This is a genomic window from Seonamhaeicola sp. S2-3 (assembly GCF_001971785.1).
Taxonomy (GTDB): Bacteria; Bacteroidota; Bacteroidia; order Flavobacteriales; family Flavobacteriaceae; genus Seonamhaeicola.
Map to the genome: position 1 here is coordinate 3,588,213 of NZ_CP019389.1, position 20,267 is coordinate 3,608,479.

Consider the following 20,267-nt stretch of genomic DNA (forward strand, 5'->3'; position numbering starts at 1 on the left):
ATGAAACTAAAACTATATATCATTATAATAACAGCATGCTTATGTTTTAAAGCACAAGCACAGGATCCTATTTTTAGTCAGTATTTCATGGTACCTGAAACTATAAATCCTGCGTTTTCTGGTTTTGAACAAGCTACCTATTTTGGTGTTATGCACCGTACACAATGGCCTTATTTAGACTTACAAGTTGACACCAACTACGCTTTTTTTAACACATGGTTAGAAACCGCTAGCAACGGTATTGGTGTTGGCGCTAGTGTTTTAAATCAGCGTGAAAGTAGTACGAGTTATAATCATTTTCAATTTAATGCTAACTTCACTTACATTGTTGGTTTAAATAACGATTGGTTTTTTAGACCTGCCATTGAAATTGGTTACGGTATGAAATCATTTAACTTCAGGAATTTATTATTATCAGACCAAATTAATATAAATGCAGGCACTGTAAATGCCAATTCCAGCGATCCGTTTGCTGCTAATGCCAATGATAATATTGGATTTGTAGATTTTACAGCTGGTTTTGTATTTGACAAGAAAAACAGAGGTAATAATACCGATTTATGGCTTGGTGCCGCCATAAAACACTTAAACAGACCCAATATTTCATTTTTAAATAATGGCAATGTGCCCTTAGATATTTTGTACACTGTACACGCTAATTATAAGTTTCCGTATTTTGATTATAATGACATGATACTTTCTGCAAATTATATGCAACAAGGCGAATTTAATAGATTTGATTTAGCTGCTACAGCTAAATTAAACAAACTGTTTTTAGGTGCTATGGCTGTAACAAATCCTGCTAAAAACAGCGGCAATAGTCATTTACTAACGTCTATAAATGCTTTGGTTGGAGTAGAATTTGAACGCTTACGTTTTGGTTTTTCGTATGATTTTAACACTTCAGATATTGGAAGAACCGATGGTATTTATGAACTTTCTATAACTTATTTAGCGGCATGTTTGGTTTGTAGAAACCCCACGAACAATGAACGCAGAAAATAATTATTCTGCACTTAAAGATGATTTAAGCAGCTTGGTTGCAAAACTTTTAAAACGCCAATTATGATGCGTTTTAGCTTGCTGTAAATGTTCTTTACAATCAGCTCCACAAGCTTGTATTTCATTTAAATATTGAAATGCATTTTGCCTAACTTCAAAGCCGTATTTAGGACTTGTATAATTTGTTAGTTCCTCGAAATATTGTTTTTTATTTTCGGTTTCAAAACCATCGGTAACTAAGGCTAATGTTAACCAAAGCATTCTTACATTTTTATTTTGAAAACCAACGACGTTTTTAGTTTTATCGAGGTATTTTATTCGGTCTTTAGGAAAATTTTGCCATAAATTAAACAGAGCTGTTTCAATGGTTACATACGATTCATCGTTTAAAAGTGATTCGTAGTCGTCTTTTAATTCCAAAGGAATATCTGTAAGACTTTGAGCGATGGCTTGACGTACTTTTAAAGGGTTTTTAAACGTATTTTGTGTAATTAGTTTTGGGTTTTCACGGATTATTTTTTCTTTAATTTCATCTGAAATATTAGAGGTTAACAACTCGGTACATTTTAAATCATTAGCGGTACAATCAACTTCTAAATAATCTTTTATAAACGCTGATTTTTTCAAAAGTTGTAAAGCTTCTTCAAAATTAAAAACTTCACGCTTTAACCAAGTTTCAACAAATGTATTCAAGTTTTGCTTGCTAGTATTTTCTACTTCACTTATAAAATCTTTAGTCTCTACATTTTTATATTGATGCTTTAGTAAATAGTTTTTCACTGCCATTTTAAAAGCTGTATCCCCTACTTTTTCGCGTAAAGCATGTAACACCCAAGCACCTCTTCTGTAAAACGTAGTACTACTTGCCTTAGGGTTTAAAACCGATGTACTTGCTTTTGCTTTATCTTGTTGTTGCAATTCTTGAGCGTACTCGTATAAACGCCTATAGTAATAATCTTCTCCAAACACCTCTTTTTCGGCTAATAACGCATAATAGGTAGCAAAACCTTCTTGTAGCCAATGGTGTGTGCCAGAAGTTTCTGTTACTAAATTACCAAACCATTGGTGTGCCAGTTCGTGCGCATTAACATTTACATAATTTTTATCAACAAACGCTATGGAATCTATCACAAAACTATCGGCAAAAATGGTGGTGCTTGTGTTTTCCATACCAGCATATAAAAAATCTTTTACAGGTATTTGCTTGTAATTTTGCCAAGGATATGGTACTCCTATTTCTTCCTCTAAAAAATCAAACATCTGTTTGGAATAACGATAGGTTGGTTCAAATTTTAAGGAATCTTCAGGATAATAATACATTTCTAAAGGTATGCCACTTTTTGAAATTTCAACTTTTTTACTGTATTTACCAATAGCCAAGGCTACCAAATAACTCGTCATAGGTTTTTGCATGTTGTAATGCCATGTAGCTGTAGAATCGTTGACCAGTGTATTTGTTAAGTTACCGTTGGCAATAACTTCAAAACCTTTATCAAAAGTAATTGATACATCAAACTCTATTTTATCATTCATATCATCAATACTAGGCAACCAATTACTGGTATATTTCCCCTGTCCTTGTGTCCAAATTTGAGGTACGCCATTCCTTTCAACAAAATACAACGCTTTTTTGGGTATAGCATTATAATTAAACGTTACAGTGTATTGTTTTCCTTTTTTAAATTTATGACGAAGTATAAGTTTACTTTTAGAGTTTTCATCTTTTAAAAGATTTTGTTTGTTATTTCTTAATAAGCTAACATTAGAAAACTGCATGTTTTGAGCATCTAAGTAAACCGAATCTGTTTGTTTTAATATTTTGAAAGTATATTCCACCTTACCTATCACCTTTTTTTTAGCTACATTAAAACTTATACTGGCTTTACAGGTTTTAAAATCAACACTATCAGTTTGTTGCCCAAAACAAACTAGTGATAAAAAAAATAGAGATAATAAGTATATGTTTTTCATACAGTGAATATAGCAAACTTTAGTACAAAATGCCACTTGTAATTCGTTTCAAAAGAATTAATTTAGTTCCATGAATACCGCTTTTTTACAAACTCCTATAGATTACCTTAAAGGCGTTGGCCCAAATAGAGCCGATTTGCTTAGAAAAGAGCTTAGTATTCACACTTATCAAGATCTTTTAAACCTATTTCCAAACCGTTATATAGACCGTACTAGATATTACAAAATAAATCAAATAAAACAAAGTAATGCCGAAATTCAAGTAGTGGGGGTTATTACTGGTTTTAAAGAAGTAGCTCAAAAACGTGGTAAGCGATTGGTTGGTACTTTCCAGGACGACACTGGTACTATGGAATTAGTTTGGTTTAGAGGTCATAAATGGATTAGAGAAAGCCTAAAACTGCATACCCCTTATGTGGTTTTTGGAAAAACCAACTGGTTTAACGGTAAATTTAGCATGCCACACCCCGATATTGAAACCACTGAAGAACACAAAAAAGGCCTTAGCAGTGGTATTCAACCTATTTATCCTTCTACCGAAAAACTATCAAACAAAGGTATAAGTAATCGTGTGGTAAGTAAAATTGTTCAACAATTATTTTTAGAAACCAAAGGAAGGTTTGCAGAAACACTATCACCCAATTTAATTACTGAGTTACAACTTATTTCTAAAAGTGAGGCGTTATTAAATATTCATTTTCCTAAAAGTCAAGAGTTACTTGCTAAGGCGCAATTAAGATTAAAATTTGAAGAATTATTTTTTATACAACTACAACTCATCTTAAAAAACTTAATTCACAAATCAAAAATTAAAGGCTACCCATTTAAAAAAGTAGGCACCTATTTCAACACCTTTTTTAACAACTATTTGCCTTTTGAATTAACTAATGCCCAAAAACGTGTTTTAAAAGAAATAAGAGCCGATTTAGGAAGTAACGCCCAAATGAATCGACTTTTACAAGGTGATGTAGGCTCAGGAAAAACTATAGTAGCGTTTATGTCAATGTTAATGGCACTTGACAACGGTTTTCAAGCCTGCTTAATGGCGCCTACTGAAATTTTGTCAGTTCAACACTATAACGGTTTATTGGAGTGGTGTAACAAACTGAATATCAATATAAAAATATTAACTGGTTCAACTAAAACTTCAGAAAGAAAAAAAATTCATGAATCTTTAGAAAATGGCGATTTACAAATACTCATTGGCACTCATGCTTTATTAGAAGATAAGGTTAAATTTAAAAATTTAGGACTTGCTATTATTGATGAACAACACCGATTTGGAGTTGCTCAAAGAAAAAAACTTTGGGATAAAGGCGCCACACATAGCCCTCCTCAATCCTCCCATAGGGAGGAAGCTCAAAGAATACGCAAAAAATACATGACGGCAAGACCTTCAACATACAAACTCATAAAAAAACTACAAATTGAAAACAAAAAACAGCCAACACAAGCTGAACAAGCATTATGGGAATGTTTAAAAAGTAAAAAGCTAGGTTTAAAATTTAGAAGACAACATATAATTGACGAGTTTATAGTTGATTTTGTATGTATTGAAAAGAACTTAATAATAGAAGTAGATGGCGATTACCATAAGAATACTGAACAAAAAGAAGCTGACGAACTTAGAACAAAAATATTAAACGAAATAGGTTTCAAGGTTATTCGTTTTACAAATGAGCAGGTTTTAGGAGATATTGACAATGTTTTGAATTATATAGACAATGTTTTAAAAAGCCTCCCCTCTGGGGAGGTTGGAGGGGCTTACATTCCTCCCCACATTTTAGTAATGACCGCTACCCCTATTCCTAGAACATTAGCTATGTCTGTTTATGGTGATTTAGATATTTCTATTATTGATGAATTACCTCCAGGAAGACAAGCTATAAAAACCGTACACAGGTATGATAATAACCGATTAAATGTTTTTAGATTCATTAGAGAAGAAATAAAAAAAGGGCGTCAAGTGTATGTGGTTTATCCGTTAATTAAAGAAAGTGAAAAAATGGATTATAAAGATTTGATGGACGGTTACGAAAGTATCTCAAGAGATTTCCCTATGCCTGATTATCAAATTTCTATTGTTCACGGAAAAATGAAACCCGCCGATAAAGATTACGAAATGCAACGTTTTGTAAAAGGCGAAACTCAAATTATGGTTGCCACTACCGTTATTGAGGTTGGTGTAAATGTACCTAACGCCTCTGTGATGATTATTGAAAGTGCTGAACGTTTTGGCTTATCACAACTACATCAATTACGTGGGCGTGTTGGTAGAGGTGCAGAACAAAGCTATTGCATACTTATGACAAGCCACAAACTAACAAACGATAGCAAAACCCGACTAGAAACCATGGTTAAAACCAATGATGGTTTTAAAATTGCCGAAGTAGATTTAAAACTTAGAGGTCCTGGAGATATTATGGGAACCCAACAAAGTGGTGTTTTAAACCTTAGAATAGCCGATATTGTTAAAGACAAAGCACTTTTACAACAAGCTAGATATTATGCGCAAAAAACACTTAAAGAAGACCCTGCTTTATCCAAACCCCAAAACCTTAATATTTTAAACACTTACAAAGCTTTATCTAAATACAAAAACATTTGGAATTACATAAGTTAAAACCCAATCATTTCTAATTGGGCTTATTGTACTCATTGCTCGTTGTTTGATTAACTACTTGTGCTTGATTTTCTTAGCAATTTAATTACTATCAAAACACAACTAAGTTATAATTTTGTTAATTAACATTAATTAAGAATGTTAACTGTAGTAAAAACATCGCAATAGATTATGTAAATTTGCTACCCCTATCAAAAAACAATAATGATAAACATTCATAAAAAAACCTTAGAAGATTTAGAGTTTTACACTGTTTTAGAACAAATAAGCGAGCATTGTATTACCCCCTTAGGAAATGAGGCTGCATTAAAAATTGCACCTTACAAAAACAAAGCAGATATTATTACATCTTTAGCATATGTAAATGAGTATTTATCATCATTTGAAAATGATAATCGCATTCCAAATCACAGATTTGAAACCATAAACAAAGAGTTAAAGTTACTTAATATAGAAAACACATATTTAGAGGTTTACAGTTTAAAAAAAATAACTTCAATATCTTCAACAACCAATGAAATTGTATTATTTCTAGAGAAGTTTAAAGAGTATTATCCTCAACTAAATACTTTGGCTTCAAATATTGAAATCACTAATGAAATTATCCAAAAAATAGATAGTATTGTTGATAGGTTTGGAGATATCAAAAACAACGCATCAGACCTACTTTATCAATTAAGGCAATCTATTAATGTTGTAAAAGGAAAAATAAATCAAAGCTTTGCTACTGCTTTAAATTTATATTACAGTCAAGAATACTTAGATGATATTAGAGAATCTGTAATAGAAAACAAACGTGTACTTGCTGTAAAAGCCATGTACCGTAGAAAAGTTAAAGGTTCTATTATGGGAAGCAGTAAAACGGGTAGTATTGTTTACATTGAACCCGAAGCTACCCTTCAACACACCAGAGAACTCAATAATTTAGAGTACGAAGAAAAAGAAGAAATCATCAGGATTTTAAAAGATGTCACCAATTTTATTCGTCCGTTTAAACCTCTTTTAAAAGATTCTCAAGACTTTTTAATTCAATTAGATATCATTGCCGCCAAAGCAAAATATGCACGCTCTATGAATGCCATTCTTCCTGAAATTACAGAAGAACGCAGCATGTTTTTACGAGATGCCTATCACCCATTACTCTATTTAACTAATTTAGAAAAGGACGTAAAAACCTATCCGCAAACCATTAAGCTTAAACAAGACAGCAGAATTATTGTAATTTCTGGCCCCAATGCTGGTGGTAAAAGCATTACTTTAAAAACAATTGGACTACTGCAAGTAATGTTACAAAGTGGCATACTAATTCCCGTACATGAGCGCAGTAAAGCCTGTTTGTTTGATAGGGTTTTAAGTGATATTGGCGACAACCAATCTATTGAAAATCACCTAAGCACCTACAGTTACCGCCTAAAGCAAATGAACTATTTCCTTAGAAAATGCAACAAAAACACCTTATTTTTAATTGATGAATTTGGTACAGGTAGCGACCCCGAACTTGGTGGTGCTTTAGCCGAAACTTTTCTTGAAGAATTCTATCACCGTGAAGCTTTCGGGATAATTACCACCCACTACTCTAACCTAAAAATATTAGCAACCGAATTACCATGCATGTTAAATGCCAACATGCTGTTTAATGAGCGCACTTTAGAACCCATGTACAAATTGGTTGTAGGGCAAGCCGGTAGCTCTTTCACCTTTGAAGTAGCGCAAAAAAATGGCATTCCGTATAGTTTAATAAATAGAGCTAAAAAGAAAATAGAGCGCAGCAAAGTACGTTTTGATGCTACCATTGCCAAATTACAAAAAGAACGCTCTAGATTAGAAAAAACAGGACAATCACTTAAACTCAACGAAAAAAAGAAGAGTGAAGAAGCTGATAAATTAGAAGAAATAAATGCTAAAATACAACGAAAACTAGAAAGTTATCAAGAATTATACGATAGCAATCAGCGTTTAATTTACCTAGGTCAAAAAGTTGATGATTTAGCCGAAAAATACTTCAACAATAAACAAAAACGCAATTTAATGAATGAACTTTTTAAGTTGGTTCAAATTGAAAACTCTAAACGCAAACGCATTTCTGCTAAACAAAAGCAAGTCCAAAAAGCTAAAGAAAAACAAGTAAAAAAAGAAGTTGAAAAGAAAGTTGAAGTTATACGTAAAAAGAAAAAGGCCGAAAAAGAACTTAAAGCAAAACAACCACCTAAACCAAAACCTATTTTAAAAATTGGTGATAGAGTAAGGTTAGAAGACGGACGTTCTGTAGGTACTATAGATAAAATTGAAAAAAACAAGGCGGTAGTTAATTATGGTATGTTTACCACCAATGTAAGTGTAGAGCAACTAGAATTAGTTGAGGCTAAATAATTTACGTATTTTTACAGTAAAAATGATGAAAAAGAAATTTATCATACTTCTGCCTTTATTAGTTATGGTTTTGGCTTTTAACTGTAGCTCATCTCAAGATGAAAATGAAAATACTACAGAAGAAGAACAAACAGAACAAGAAGAAGAAACTACCGAAGAAAACATTGTTTGGAAAAACTGGTACTTATCAGTTCCCTTAAATAATGGCAGCGGAAGTGCCACATCTATTTTTTACCAAGATATTATTGATGATAACTTGGGGCCACAAACATCAAAATACTTTTATAAAAACGATGATGGCAGTTATACTATGTACACCAAATTTACAGGATACACTACCTCTGGTTATTCACAATTAGGCGATAAATACTGTAGAACCGAACTAAGAGAGTTTTGGCGTGGTAACCAAACCACTACCGATAATTGGTCTATGGCTACCGGCACCCACATTTTAGAAACCACCTTAAAAGTAGATTATGTAGAAGGTAATGGCAGAACCATTGTTGCCCAAGTTCACGGTAAAGAAACTACTGGATTAGAAGGCGCGCCTGCAACCATAAAAATAAGATGGAATAGCGGCACCATTCAAATAGATTATTATACCAAACCAGATGAAGGCGAACCTTGGACCAGCGCTTTTGATGACAAACTTGATATTGCTAAAGTTGACAATGAAGTATTTACCTTTAAAATTAAAATTGAAAATGGTAAGTTTTATTATGGTTTAGTTTGTGAAGCTAAAGATATTAATATTGATTATACCTTTGTTTATGATTATGTTGGCAATGGTTATGGTCATGAAAATTATTTTAAAACAGGTAATTATTTTGGTTGGCATGATGATTACGAAAAAGCCGCACAAGTAACTCTATACAAAGTAGTTACAGAACACAATTAAAATAAAGTAAACTCTAAAAAATCCCTTTTATTACTAAATCCTTTATTTTTTATTGTACAAAATTGAGATACCCTCAAGTAGAAAATGGTATCTTAAAAAGACATTACAACTAGATAAAGAGACCGATTTAAATTCCTTTTTAAAAAGCTTGTAAAGTAGTACCTTTGTGTAATGACTTTTAAAATTCCCAAAAACAAAAAACTTATTCTATTTGATGGTGTTTGCAACCTTTGTAACAGCGCTGTACAATACGTTATAAAACATGATAAAAACAACTTGTTTTTATTTGCGCCATTACAAAGTAATATTGGGCAAAGTATTATTGAAAGTCATAACATAGACATCAATAAAATAGATTCTATTTTACTCTATACCCCAGAACAAGGTATTAGCTACAAATCTACTGCAGCCTTAAAAATTGCACACTATTTAGGGTTTCCAAGAAACCTTATGGGTATATTTTTTATAATACCCGCTTTTATAAGAAATTGGGTTTATGATTATATTGCTAAAAACCGCTACAAATGGTATGGCAAAAAAGATGCTTGCATGATACCTACCCCAGAACTTAAAAGCAAGTTTTTAGAATAATAAACAAACTAATGTTTATAACTTTTCTTTCAAAGTAAGTAGTAATTATTGACTTTTATAAGTTAAAAAATTACCTTAGCTCATTTACGGATATAAATTAATTATGCTGAACTTGTTTCTTTATTGGAATGGGGTTATATCCTTAACATAACCTGCTGAATGAAAATAAAGAAGATTACAATCCTCAATATTAGGTCTAAAAAGTGTAAAATTGAATTAAATGACTAAATCACAAGTAAATAAATTAGGAAAAGATATTCGGCATTGTATTAAAGAGAACAAACTTCCTTCAACAGAATTACTTGTTAAATTACAGGAATATAGAACTTCCTTCAAATCTGACTTATCATCAGTATTTGAGATAATTTCTGAAGTTGCTAAAGGTGCTCGTAGTGATAGTATTACTGCTTTCCGAATAAAACGAATAGAGTCAATAATTTCAAAAATAAAGAGACAACCAACAATGGCTTTGGGAAATATGGGAGATATCGCTGGATGTCGAATTTTAGTATATCACAATAGCGCAATTCCAAAATTAATTGATGAATTAAACAAACGATTCAATGTTAAGTATTTTAATGATTACCTTAAAGAAACAAAAAATGATGGTTACAGAGGCTACCATCTTTATATCGAAAGTCCAATAAACCCAAATAAATTAATCGAAATTCAAATTCGTACGGTTAAAAGTCACAAATGGGCTTCAATGGTAGAAATTATTGATATACTTTATAATTTAAAAATAAAAGAAGGGCAACAACATCCTGATTTTGAGAGATTCTTATTGTTGCTTTCTAAAATTGATGAATTAAATTTTGAGGAAAAAAAAGAAGTTATAAATATTGATGATAAACACAAAGTTCATTCTAAATTCAATGAAGTATTCATTAAGAATAACGCCAAAATTAGAATGGATTGGTTTGGACATATAGGTAGACAAAACAATTATTTTATAATTGAGGTTGATAAAAATAAAATGTCAAATATTTCATCTTTTGAATCTTATGAAATTGCAGAAAAAACATATTTTGAAAAATTCAAACTAAAAGACAAATCAAATTTTGTTCTCACACATATCGAAAAACCAAATTTCAAACGAGTTTGTATTGCCTATGCGAGTTACGTACTGATAAATCATGATTATCTAAATGACTGGTACAAAACAGCAGAAGATGTTTTAAATAATCTAATTAAGGAAAAACAAAATAAGGAAGCGGAAGAATACAAATTATACATTCAAAACAATCTTCAAGAACAACTTGCTTTACTAAAAAATGAAATAACTGAATTAACAGAATACAGAAAAGATGAAACTTTTAACCTTGATGGGTATGAAGAATGGTTTCAAGAAATAAAAGAGAGACTTGTTGATATTACCAAAATTGCCATTGAACAAACAACCAATCAAAAAGATAAAAACAGGTGGTTAAGATGGTTAAAAGGATAGTAACAAGTTCATTCTTACCATAATCCTAGATTTTGTATGAAAAATAGAAGAATTGAAATTGGCATTATTATAATGTTTATCATTACAACTACCTTTATCATTTTTATAGGAGAAGCTTATTTATCACATTTTAAACAATCAGAAATATTAAAAAAAACTGATTTTAATAATTTGATAAAATGGTCAGTTACCAAGGCTTTTATAATTGACATTGGTTTAATCTCTCTTTTCTATATAAACCGAAATAGAATAAACAAAGGAAAAAAGAAAATTTGATATAAATAACGACCCAGCACGATATATATATAATAGCAGTTAAGAGCCAAGTCAATAGCTTGATTCTTTCTGTTATATTTTTTTAAAATTGAAAATAATGGTATAGCTTCTCTGTTAATTTATATATTTACACGGTTAGCACACCTTTAAAAAACTTATATCTTTTCATTGAAGTATTTAAGCCTCCTTCAAAATTTTCCGTAACTGGTTATAAACAGCTTCTTCCATGGGGTGTATATCGCCATCGGCAAAAGCCATTAATTTTATATCGGCAAATAAATCGGCTAAATCGTTTCTAAAATAGTCGTGTGTTTTTACAGCTTCAATTATATTTTGAATGCTTTGGTAATCGTTATCGGTTTCAAACTGTTGGTGCATACGTTTATACACCTTTTCATCTACTCTATTTAAAATATAGTCATGTTCTTTCCATGATTCTTTAAGATCTGAATTGGCTACATAAATTAAAATATACGCTAACAATTCTGCTTTTGTCCAAGTGCTTGGTGTATCCATAGTTTTTGTTGTTAAAGTACCCCACTCTGTCCAAGAACCATCATAAACAGCTATATTTTTATAACCTGACATTTCAGCTCCTAAGGCCAAAATACAAGCCGTTATACCAGAACCGCAAGAAAATATTATAGGTGCATTGTGGGGTTTATTAATAGTTTTACTAAATATGTCTTCAATTTCTTTTTCGGGTTTAAACAGTCCGTTGTTTAACAAATTGGTAAACGGTAAATTTATAGAGTTAGGAATAGTACCGCTACGTAATCCTGCTCTGGGTTCTGGTACTTCGCCATTAAATCTGGCACTAGAACGGGCATCTACAATTGTATGTGTTTTTTGTAACGACGCCATTTTAACATCATTAAAAAACGTCATGTATTCTGGTTGCAGTGTTGCTGTAAAATCACCCTTTTCACCATGATATGCTACCATAGGTTCTGTAGGTAAATTTTGTTTTAACCATTCTGGGAAACCACCATTTAAAACCGCTACATTGTTAAAACCAAAAGCCTTAAAAAGCCACCATACGCGAGCGCTAGAGTAAATACCTTTATCATCATAAACAACAATAATGCTATTATTATGTATGCCTAAATTTTGGGCTTCTGCTTGAAATTGCTCTTGTGATGGAAAGGTACTAGGAAATGCTCCTGTTGTATCACTAAACTTTTGCTTTATATCAAAAAAACGTGCTTTGGGTATTTGTGGTAATTGGTCATCAAATACTTTATTTATGGTACCATCTAAAATCACCAAGTCTTTAGACTCTAAATTTTTATACAACCAATTTACAGATACAATAGTATTTGAGAATGCCATGTTTATGTTTTAAAATATTATAATCTGTATTAAAAATACTTAATACTTCTTTAGAAACAAACATTTATTTAGACTGAATACCTCTTTTAAATAATAACGGGTTTATTTCTTGAATTTTATGTTTGTACTAAATGAGTCATCATTATGAGGAGAAACGGATGTAATAATCTCATTAAACCAAGAGATTGCCACAGTAAATTAAAAATTTACTTCGTAATGACGCATAAAAAGATTTAACCCTTTAACAAACTCAGAATAAACTTAAAACGGAAACTAGCTACTAAGAATGCATTTTATTAATTAAATAGAAGTCTGCCAACACTAAGGCTGCCATAGCTTCTACAATGGGTACCGCACGAGGGACTACACAAGGGTCATGACGCCCTTTACCTTGCATTTCTACAATGTTACCATGTTTATCAATGGTTTCATATTTCTGAATAAGGGTTGCTACTGGTTTAAAGGCTACATTAAAATAAATATCCATACCGTTACTTATACCGCCTTGTATACCACCAGAATAATTGGTTTTTGTACTGCCATCTGTATTAAACGCATCGTTATGGTCACTTCCATACATAGTGCTTCCGTAAAAACCACTACCATATTCAAAGCCTTTTACCGCGTTTATAGATAACATGGCTTTACCTAATTCGGCATGTAGTTTATCAAATACTGGTTCGCCTAAGCCTACAGGTACATTTTTAATAACACAACTTACAATACCGCCAACCGTATCGCCTTTACTACGTACTTCTTTTATGTAGCTTTCCATTTGAGATGCCATGGCTGGATCTGGGCAACGCACTATATTTTCTTCGGCTTTAGCCAAATTTAACTCGGTATATGGTTTTTCAAGCTTCATAGTACCTACACTAGATACGTAAGCAGTAATTTCAATATCTTTTAACAACTGTTTTGCAATGGCGCCTGCTACCACTCTACAAGATGTTTCGCGCGCAGAACTACGTCCGCCACCACGATAATCTCTAAAACCGTATTTTTTATCGTAGGTATAATCGGCATGACTTGGGCGGTAACTATCCTTTATATGAGAGTAATCATGAGATTTTTGATTGGTATTCTCTATAACAAACCCAATAGGCGTACCCGTTGTTTTACCTTCAAAAATACCTGAGTGAAATTTAACAGTATCTGGTTCTTTACGTTGCGTTACAATGGCAGATTGCCCTGGTTTACGTCTATTTAATTCATGCTGAATAGCATCAAAGTCTAATTCAATACCAGAAGGACATCCATCTATAACACCACCTAATGCGGTACCATGAGATTCTCCGTAAGTTGTTAAATTAAATAGTTTTCCAAAGGAATTTCCTGCCATGTTAAAAAATTTTTGCTAAAGTAAATCTATTCTAAGAGAAACAAAAATGAAATTGTGCTAAACACAGTAAATTCAGTTAAAAGCATAACACTTGCTTAACAATAAACTGATAATAAAATAATTATACCGTAATCATTACATAATAGTAAATGTAGTTATTTGTAACTATATAAGCCTCCCTAATATTGAAAATAAAGAGAAAAATAGAAATAGCTGTAATATCTGATGTACACTTGGGTACTTACGGATGTCATGCTAAACATTTACTAACTTATTTAAACAGTATTGAGCCAAAAAAACTAATACTAAACGGAGACATTATTGATATATGGCAGTTTAGTAAACGTTACTTTCCTAAATCGCATTTAAAGGTTATTAAAAAGATTATGGATATGGCTGCCGATGGCGTTGAGATATTCTATATTACTGGGAACCATGATGAAATGCTAAGAAAGTTTAGCAACACCAATATTGGCAATATCTCTATTGTAGATAAACTTGTTTTAGACCTTGACGGCAAAAGAGGCTGGTTTTTTCATGGTGATGTGTTTGATGTTTCTATACAGCAAACCAAATGGTTGGCAAAACTTGGTGGCTATGGTTATGATTTTCTTATTCTGCTAAACAGACTTATTAATTGGTATTTAGAAAAACGAGGGAAAGAGCGTTATTCGCTTTCTAAAAAAATAAAAAACAGTGTAAAAAAAGCTGTTAAATTTATAAACGATTACGAAACAGTTATTTCTGATTTAGCCATAGAAAATGGCTATGATTATGTGGTTTGCGGACACATACACCAACCTAAAATGGAGTATAAAGAAAACAAACACGGTAGCACCATGTATTTGAATTCTGGTGACTGGGTTGAAAATTTCACTGCTCTAGAATACCAATTTAAACGTTGGAAAATTTACAACTACAGTAAAGATAAACTTGCTGCTTTTTATGTTGATGAATCTATGGCAGACATGGAAGTAAAAGACCTTATTGCTGCCATTACTATAGTAGAAAAGCACGAAAAAAAATAAGCTAAATTTAGCTTCACAAAAACTTTACTATCAAGCCTTTAATTTGTTTTTTAATTAATATTTTTAATTAGTTAAATATTTATGCGCTTTTGGCGTTATTTTTGTAAACTAATCTGGAATAATAAAATTAACGTACTTAACTTATAAAGTACGAAAAATTAAAACACAAAATTTAAACTTATGAAAAAATTATTTTTATTATCATTAGCAGTAATGGGGTTTGCATTCTCTACCAATGCACAAAGTATAGCCGATAATGCTATTGGTTTACGTTTAGGTGATAGCGATGGGTTTGGTGCCGAAGTGTCATACCAAAGAGCTTTAAGTGACAGTAATCGTTTAGAATTTGATTTAGGTTGGCGTGATGGCAGTAACTATGACGGGTTTAAACTAGCTGGTTTATACCAATGGGTTATGCCTTTAGACGGTAGTTTTAATTGGTATGTTGGTGCTGGTGGTGGAATTGGCTCTTTTAGTATTGATGCTCCTGGAATTGATGATACTGATACATTTATTTTTGCTGCAGGTGATATAGGTATTGAATATGATTTTGAAATTCCATTACAATTATCTCTTGACTTTAGACCAGAAATTGGGTTTGGAGACGATTTATATGATAACAATGATTTAGATTTTGATATTGCACTTGGTATTCGTTATCAATTCTAAATAACGTTTAGTTTAATAATATTAAAGAGCTTCACTTTTAGTGAGGCTTTTTTTTTTGCTATCTTCAACAAACGTTATTTTATAATTTAACCTTCTCATTTTGAAACTAAAAACAAACAAAAAAGTAGCTACTGTTTTTAACAATTACCCAGAGCATATTAAAGATAAAATGCATGTGCTTAGAGCACTCATTATTGAAACTGCTAAAGAAACCAAAACTATTGATGCTTTAGAAGAAACTCTAAAATGGGGAGAACCAAGTTACATTACTAAACACGGTAGCACTTTAAGAATTGATTGGAAACCCAAAACACCCAAACAATATGCTATGTATTTTCAATGTACTAGTAGGTTAGTTTCAACCTTTAAAAGTATTTTTAAAAACGTTTTTGAATTTGAAGGTAACCGCGCTATTATTTTTAAGTTAGATAAAGATATTAATAAAGAAGCTTTAAAGCATTGTATAAAAGCTGCTTTAACTTATCACAAAGTAAAACAATTTCCTACCTTAGGAATATAAAGTTTATAACACCAAACACTTGGCTAAAGTGTCTTGGTAAATAACTTCATATTGCGGTACTATTTCATGTAAATCAAACTTTAAAGCCTGCTTTCTTGCATTTTCTTTAAACGTTTTTAGTCGCTTTTCATCACTTAAAATATACAGGGCATTTTTGGTCATGTCTTCTACATCACCCACATCACTTAAAAACCCAGAGTAACCATGAATATTAACTTCTGGAATACCACCTGTATTACTAGAAACTACAGGTACTTTTGATGCCATAGCCTCTAATGCTGCTAAACCAAAACTTTCGGTAAGAGAAGGCAATAAGAATAAATCACTAAAACACAATATTTTATCAATTTCATTACTTCTTCCAAAGAAAATCACTTTATCAACAATTCCTAATTCAATACAACGTTGTTCAACGTGTTCTTTTTCGGGACCTTCACCTATAAACATCAATTTAGAAGGAATTTCTTTTTGAATATTATAAAACACACTAATAACATCTTGCACACGTTTTACGGGTCTTAAATTACTTATATGTGTTATAATTTTTTCATTATCCTCTGCCATCATATGCCGTTGGCAATCTGTAAAGCTATGGTTGTATTTATCTAAATCTATAAAATTTGGCACTACATGTATATCTTTTTTAACATCAAACAAACGTAGCGTATCATTTTTCAAACTTTTTGAAACGGCTGTTACAGCATCTGATTTATTAATGCTAAAAGTAACTGCTGGTTTATAAAATGGGTGACTACCCACTAAAGTTATATCTGTTCCATGAAGTGTGGTTACAATAGGCAAATTAATGCCTTCTTCCTTCAACATTTGTTTTGCCATATAAGCAGCGTATGCATGCGGAATGGCATAATGAACGTGCAAAATTTCAATTCCATGAAGCTTTACCATATCAACCAATTTACTTGAGAGTGCTAACTCATAAGGTTGGTAATGAAACAGAGGGTATTCTGGAACATTGACTTCATGATAATGCACATTATTACTAATTAATTCTAACCTTACTGGTTGGTTATAGGTAATAAAATGAATTTCATGACCGCGTTTAGAAAGTTCTAAACCAAGTTCTGTAGCAACAACCCCACTTCCGCCAAATGTAGGATAACAAACCATTCCTATCTTCATATATACAGTTTTAAGTGTTTAAAATTGAAAGTTTCTAAAGTTTTTCTTCAACTTTAAACATTAAATATTTTATTAATCTACTATGGCTTCGTAAATGAAGCGCTGTATTTCTGTTCTAATATTTTCTTTTAGTAATAAGTTTTTCCCTGCTTTTGGATAGGTACGGTTTGCTAAAAACACATACACTATTTCTGCTTCGGGATCTGCCCAAGCATAGGTTCCTGTAAAACCAGAATGCCCAAAACTGCTCATAGACACACAACCGCAAGTTGGACCTTCTTCATCAAGCTGTGGTTTATCAAAACCTACGCCTCTTCTATTGTGCTTTTCACAATAATAACAGGTATTAAATTTATCTACTGTTTCTGGTTTTAAATAGCGTTTGCCACCGTAAAATCCTTTTTGCAAATACATTTGCATAATTTTAGCAACATCATTAGCATTACTAAATATACCGGCATGACCTCCTACTCCATTTTGCATGGCAGCTCCCATATCATGCACAAAACCATGAACTTTTTGATACCTGTAATAATCATCTATCTCTGTTGGAACTATTTTTTTATTACTAATACTATGGTATGGATTATACATGGTGTTATTGGCTCCTAAAGATTGATAAAAATGTTCTTGAACTAACTCGTCTAATCCTTTGTCGTAATGTTTTTCAATAAATTTCTTTAAAATATAGTAAGGGAAGTCACTGTAACGATATCTTAATCTATCTAACAAATCAGAATCTCTGATTATTTTTTGAATAGAATCTTGATAATCAGACCTTAAGTATAGGTTTTTGGCAACCTCAATATTAAATGCTTCGCTTCTTGTTGTTCGGTAATATTTTTTGCTAGGTTTTCTTGTAACCGAATCTAAAGTATGATAGTAAAATGGCTCCCAAGGACGTAACCTAGCATAATGAGACAGCATTCTTTTTATGGTAATATTTTCTTTATTAGAACCTTTGTATTCTGGTAGTATTTCTGATAATTTACTATCTAAAGAAACAATACCCTGTTCTTCCATTTCCATTAGCAAAGGAAGTGTTGCAAGAATTTTGGTTAAAGAGGCCACATCATAAATGTCATCATAACTAACTTTGGTTTTACCTTCGTAGGTATGTTTTCCAAAATTCTTATTATAAATAACTTTTCCTTTTCTGGCTATTAATAACTGAATTCCAGGAGTCATTTTACGACTTACAGCCGATTGTGCTATAGAATCTACTACTTTTAATTTTTCTGAACTCATACCAACACGCTCTGGCACTGTGTATCCTAAGCGTTTAATATCATTTAATTTTACGCCATCGCCTGCTTTAAAAAAAGCACCAACTGAAACTGGTAAACTTCCTTTAGAAGCTAATGCTCCAAAAATTATTTGTGCAGATTTTTGTTGCGCTATTTTACTGTTTTGATAGCTAACAACAATGCTCTCTATATTATCAATAGTTTTTAAATCTGCTAGCGCATAAGGTTTTGCAAATACATCTAAAACTACATTATGTGTTTTGGCTATTTCTTGTATCCAAGCAAGTTCTTTTTTTGTGAATTTATATGATTTCCATGGGTTAGCATTAGATTTATGAAAACCAATAACCACCGTATTATAAACTTGTAACTTACCTATTAATTCACCAAGTAGTTCTGCTTTTACATGATGTACTTTGGTATATTTTTTTAATTCGTTAAAAAAAGTAGCGCCCGTATCATCTCCCATTTCTACATAAGCAATTGTTTTAGTTTCTAAGTGCTGTATTGGTAACAAATTGTCCTTATTGGTTACAACGGTTATAGCATTTTCAAGTAATTCTTCATATAAAATATCATCTTCTAATCTGTTTAAATCTTTAGTTAAATTATAAACACCAACAGGTTCATAATTATGCAACCCTACTTTGTATTTAGCTTGAAGGATTTTTTTAACAGAATGCTCTAATCTATCTTCTGATATTTCGCCATTATTATAAGCTCTAATAATTCTTAAAATACCAACCTCAACATCTTCAGACATGAGCATAACATCATTTCCTGCTTTAAAAGCAGCCACATCAATTTCGCCTGTTAAATCAAAATCTGCAGCACCTTTCATGGTTAAAGCATCTGTAAAAATGAGTCCTTTAAACCCTAAAGAACCTTTTAATATGTTGGTAACAATATTTTTTGACAATGATGAAGGATAACCAGAACGACTCTCTAAACTAGGCACATTTAAATGCGCTACCATAACACTTGAAAGTCCTTCTTTTATAAGTTTTTTATAAGGGTACAGTTCTACAGAATCTATCCTTTTTGCATCAAAATTTATTGTTGGTAAGGTTTTATGTGAATCTTGTTCTGTATCTCCATGACCTGGAAAATGTTTTGCATTAGCCAATACCCCTGCACTTTGCATACCTTTCATAAAGGCCAAAGCTTTTTCTGTAACGTTATCTCTATCTTCTCCAAAAGACCGGTTGCCTATTATTGGATTTTTAGGGTTGGTATTAATATCAACCACTGGGGCAAAATTAAAATGAACACCAATTCGTTTACAGTGATCTCCTATATGTTTTCCAGTTCTCTCAATAAGTTCATTGTCTTTAATGGCGCCTAGTGTCATATTCCAAGGAAAAGCATAGGTAGAATCTAACCGCATACTTAAGCCCCATTCGGCATCCATACCAATTAACAATGGAATTTTAGAAGCAGATTGTAACTCATTATTTAATTTAGCTTGCCTTACAGGTCCACCGTTAGAATAAATAACCCCTCCAATATGCTGTTCCTTTATTAGTTTTATAACTTTATTTTTAGTTGCAAGATCTTGATTAGACATAACTTGAACCATGTACAATTGACCTACTTTTTCTTTTAAGGTCATAGTTGAATAGACACTATCAACCCATTTTTTTTGAGCTTCAACATCTTCTGAAAGCAAAGGGTTAGAGCTTATTTGCCCCCATGTAACATTAATAACGAAAAGAAAAAATACAGTAGTTAAAATTTGACGCATAAAAGATTTTTTAAGCATATTAACATTAAGTACTTAACACTAATAATCGTGCCAAAGTACTACTTTT

The 20,267-nt window shown here is 31.8% G+C and carries 15 protein-coding genes; 10 read left to right on the forward strand and 5 right to left on the reverse strand.

Going from position 1 to position 20,267, the window contains the following annotated elements:
• Positions 1-1,005 (forward strand): PorP/SprF family type IX secretion system membrane protein, encoded by a 1,005-nt coding sequence (locus BWZ22_RS15695; RefSeq protein WP_076701817.1) that lies wholly within the window; start codon positions 1-3, stop codon positions 1,003-1,005.
• On the opposite strand, the gene BWZ22_RS15700 is transcribed toward BWZ22_RS15695, so the two are convergent.
• Positions 1,006-2,973 carry a M1 family metallopeptidase gene (locus BWZ22_RS15700; RefSeq protein WP_076701819.1) on the reverse strand — a complete coding sequence of 656 codons (1,968 nt, stop codon included), beginning with the start codon at positions 2,971-2,973 and terminating at the stop codon, positions 1,006-1,008.
• A 70-nt stretch (positions 2,974-3,043) separates the two neighbouring features.
• Here BWZ22_RS15700 and BWZ22_RS15705 point away from each other — a divergent pair, with 70 nt between their 5' ends.
• From BWZ22_RS15705 to BWZ22_RS15730, 6 genes are all read left to right on the forward strand, one after another.
• Positions 3,044-5,596: a DUF559 domain-containing protein gene (locus BWZ22_RS15705; protein ID WP_076701822.1), complete on the forward strand. Its 2,553-nt coding sequence runs from the start codon at positions 3,044-3,046 to the stop codon at positions 5,594-5,596.
• A gap of 204 nt (positions 5,597-5,800) precedes the next feature.
• Positions 5,801-7,966 (forward strand): DNA mismatch repair protein MutS, encoded by a 2,166-nt coding sequence (locus tag BWZ22_RS15710; protein ID WP_076701826.1) that lies wholly within the window; start codon positions 5,801-5,803, stop codon positions 7,964-7,966.
• 22 nt (positions 7,967-7,988) lie between these two features.
• Positions 7,989-8,864, forward strand: coding sequence for a polysaccharide lyase family 7 protein (locus BWZ22_RS15715; RefSeq protein ID WP_083692405.1), 876 nt, complete (start codon positions 7,989-7,991; stop codon positions 8,862-8,864).
• A gap of 171 nt (positions 8,865-9,035) precedes the next feature.
• A complete protein-coding gene (locus tag BWZ22_RS15720; RefSeq protein ID WP_076701831.1) occupies positions 9,036-9,455 on the forward strand; it encodes a thiol-disulfide oxidoreductase DCC family protein in 420 nt (139 codons plus the stop codon).
• Positions 9,456-9,675: 220 nt separating this feature from the next.
• Entirely contained in the window at positions 9,676-10,902 is a 1,227-nt protein-coding gene (locus tag BWZ22_RS15725) for a hypothetical protein (protein WP_076701834.1), read from the forward strand.
• A gap of 36 nt (positions 10,903-10,938) precedes the next feature.
• Entirely contained in the window at positions 10,939-11,178 is a 240-nt protein-coding gene (locus BWZ22_RS15730) for a hypothetical protein (RefSeq protein ID WP_076701837.1), read from the forward strand.
• A 177-nt stretch (positions 11,179-11,355) separates the two neighbouring features.
• Here the strand turns inward: BWZ22_RS15730 and BWZ22_RS15735 are convergent, their stop codons facing one another.
• The gene (locus tag BWZ22_RS15735; RefSeq protein ID WP_076701840.1) at positions 11,356-12,510 is read right to left on the reverse strand and encodes a rhodanese-like domain-containing protein; all 1,155 of its coding nucleotides are present in this window, start codon (positions 12,508-12,510) and stop codon (positions 11,356-11,358) included.
• 280 nt (positions 12,511-12,790) lie between these two features.
• Positions 12,791-13,852, reverse strand: a complete 1,062-nt coding sequence (gene aroC / locus BWZ22_RS15740; RefSeq protein WP_076701842.1) for a chorismate synthase — start codon at positions 13,850-13,852, stop codon at positions 12,791-12,793.
• Between the two features lie 185 nt (positions 13,853-14,037).
• Here aroC and BWZ22_RS15745 point away from each other — a divergent pair, with 185 nt between their 5' ends.
• The 3 genes from BWZ22_RS15745 to BWZ22_RS15755 all read left to right on the forward strand — a co-directional run bounded on the left by BWZ22_RS15745 (position 14,038) and on the right by BWZ22_RS15755 (position 16,069).
• A complete protein-coding gene (locus tag BWZ22_RS15745) occupies positions 14,038-14,880 on the forward strand; it encodes a UDP-2,3-diacylglucosamine diphosphatase (protein WP_076701845.1) in 843 nt (280 codons plus the stop codon).
• Between the two features lie 180 nt (positions 14,881-15,060).
• Positions 15,061-15,549, forward strand: coding sequence for a hypothetical protein (locus BWZ22_RS15750; protein WP_076701848.1), 489 nt, complete (start codon positions 15,061-15,063; stop codon positions 15,547-15,549).
• A gap of 100 nt (positions 15,550-15,649) precedes the next feature.
• A complete protein-coding gene (locus BWZ22_RS15755; RefSeq protein ID WP_076701850.1) occupies positions 15,650-16,069 on the forward strand; it encodes a DUF1801 domain-containing protein in 420 nt (139 codons plus the stop codon).
• 3 nt (positions 16,070-16,072) lie between these two features.
• On the opposite strand, the gene bshA is transcribed toward BWZ22_RS15755, so the two are convergent.
• Entirely contained in the window at positions 16,073-17,209 is a 1,137-nt protein-coding gene (gene bshA, locus BWZ22_RS15760; protein WP_076701853.1) for an N-acetyl-alpha-D-glucosaminyl L-malate synthase BshA, read from the reverse strand.
• Between the two features lie 72 nt (positions 17,210-17,281).
• Positions 17,282-20,200 carry a glycoside hydrolase family 3 N-terminal domain-containing protein gene (locus BWZ22_RS15765; protein WP_076702589.1) on the reverse strand — a complete coding sequence of 973 codons (2,919 nt, stop codon included), beginning with the start codon at positions 20,198-20,200 and terminating at the stop codon, positions 17,282-17,284.
• Positions 20,201-20,267 lie beyond the last annotated feature (67 nt).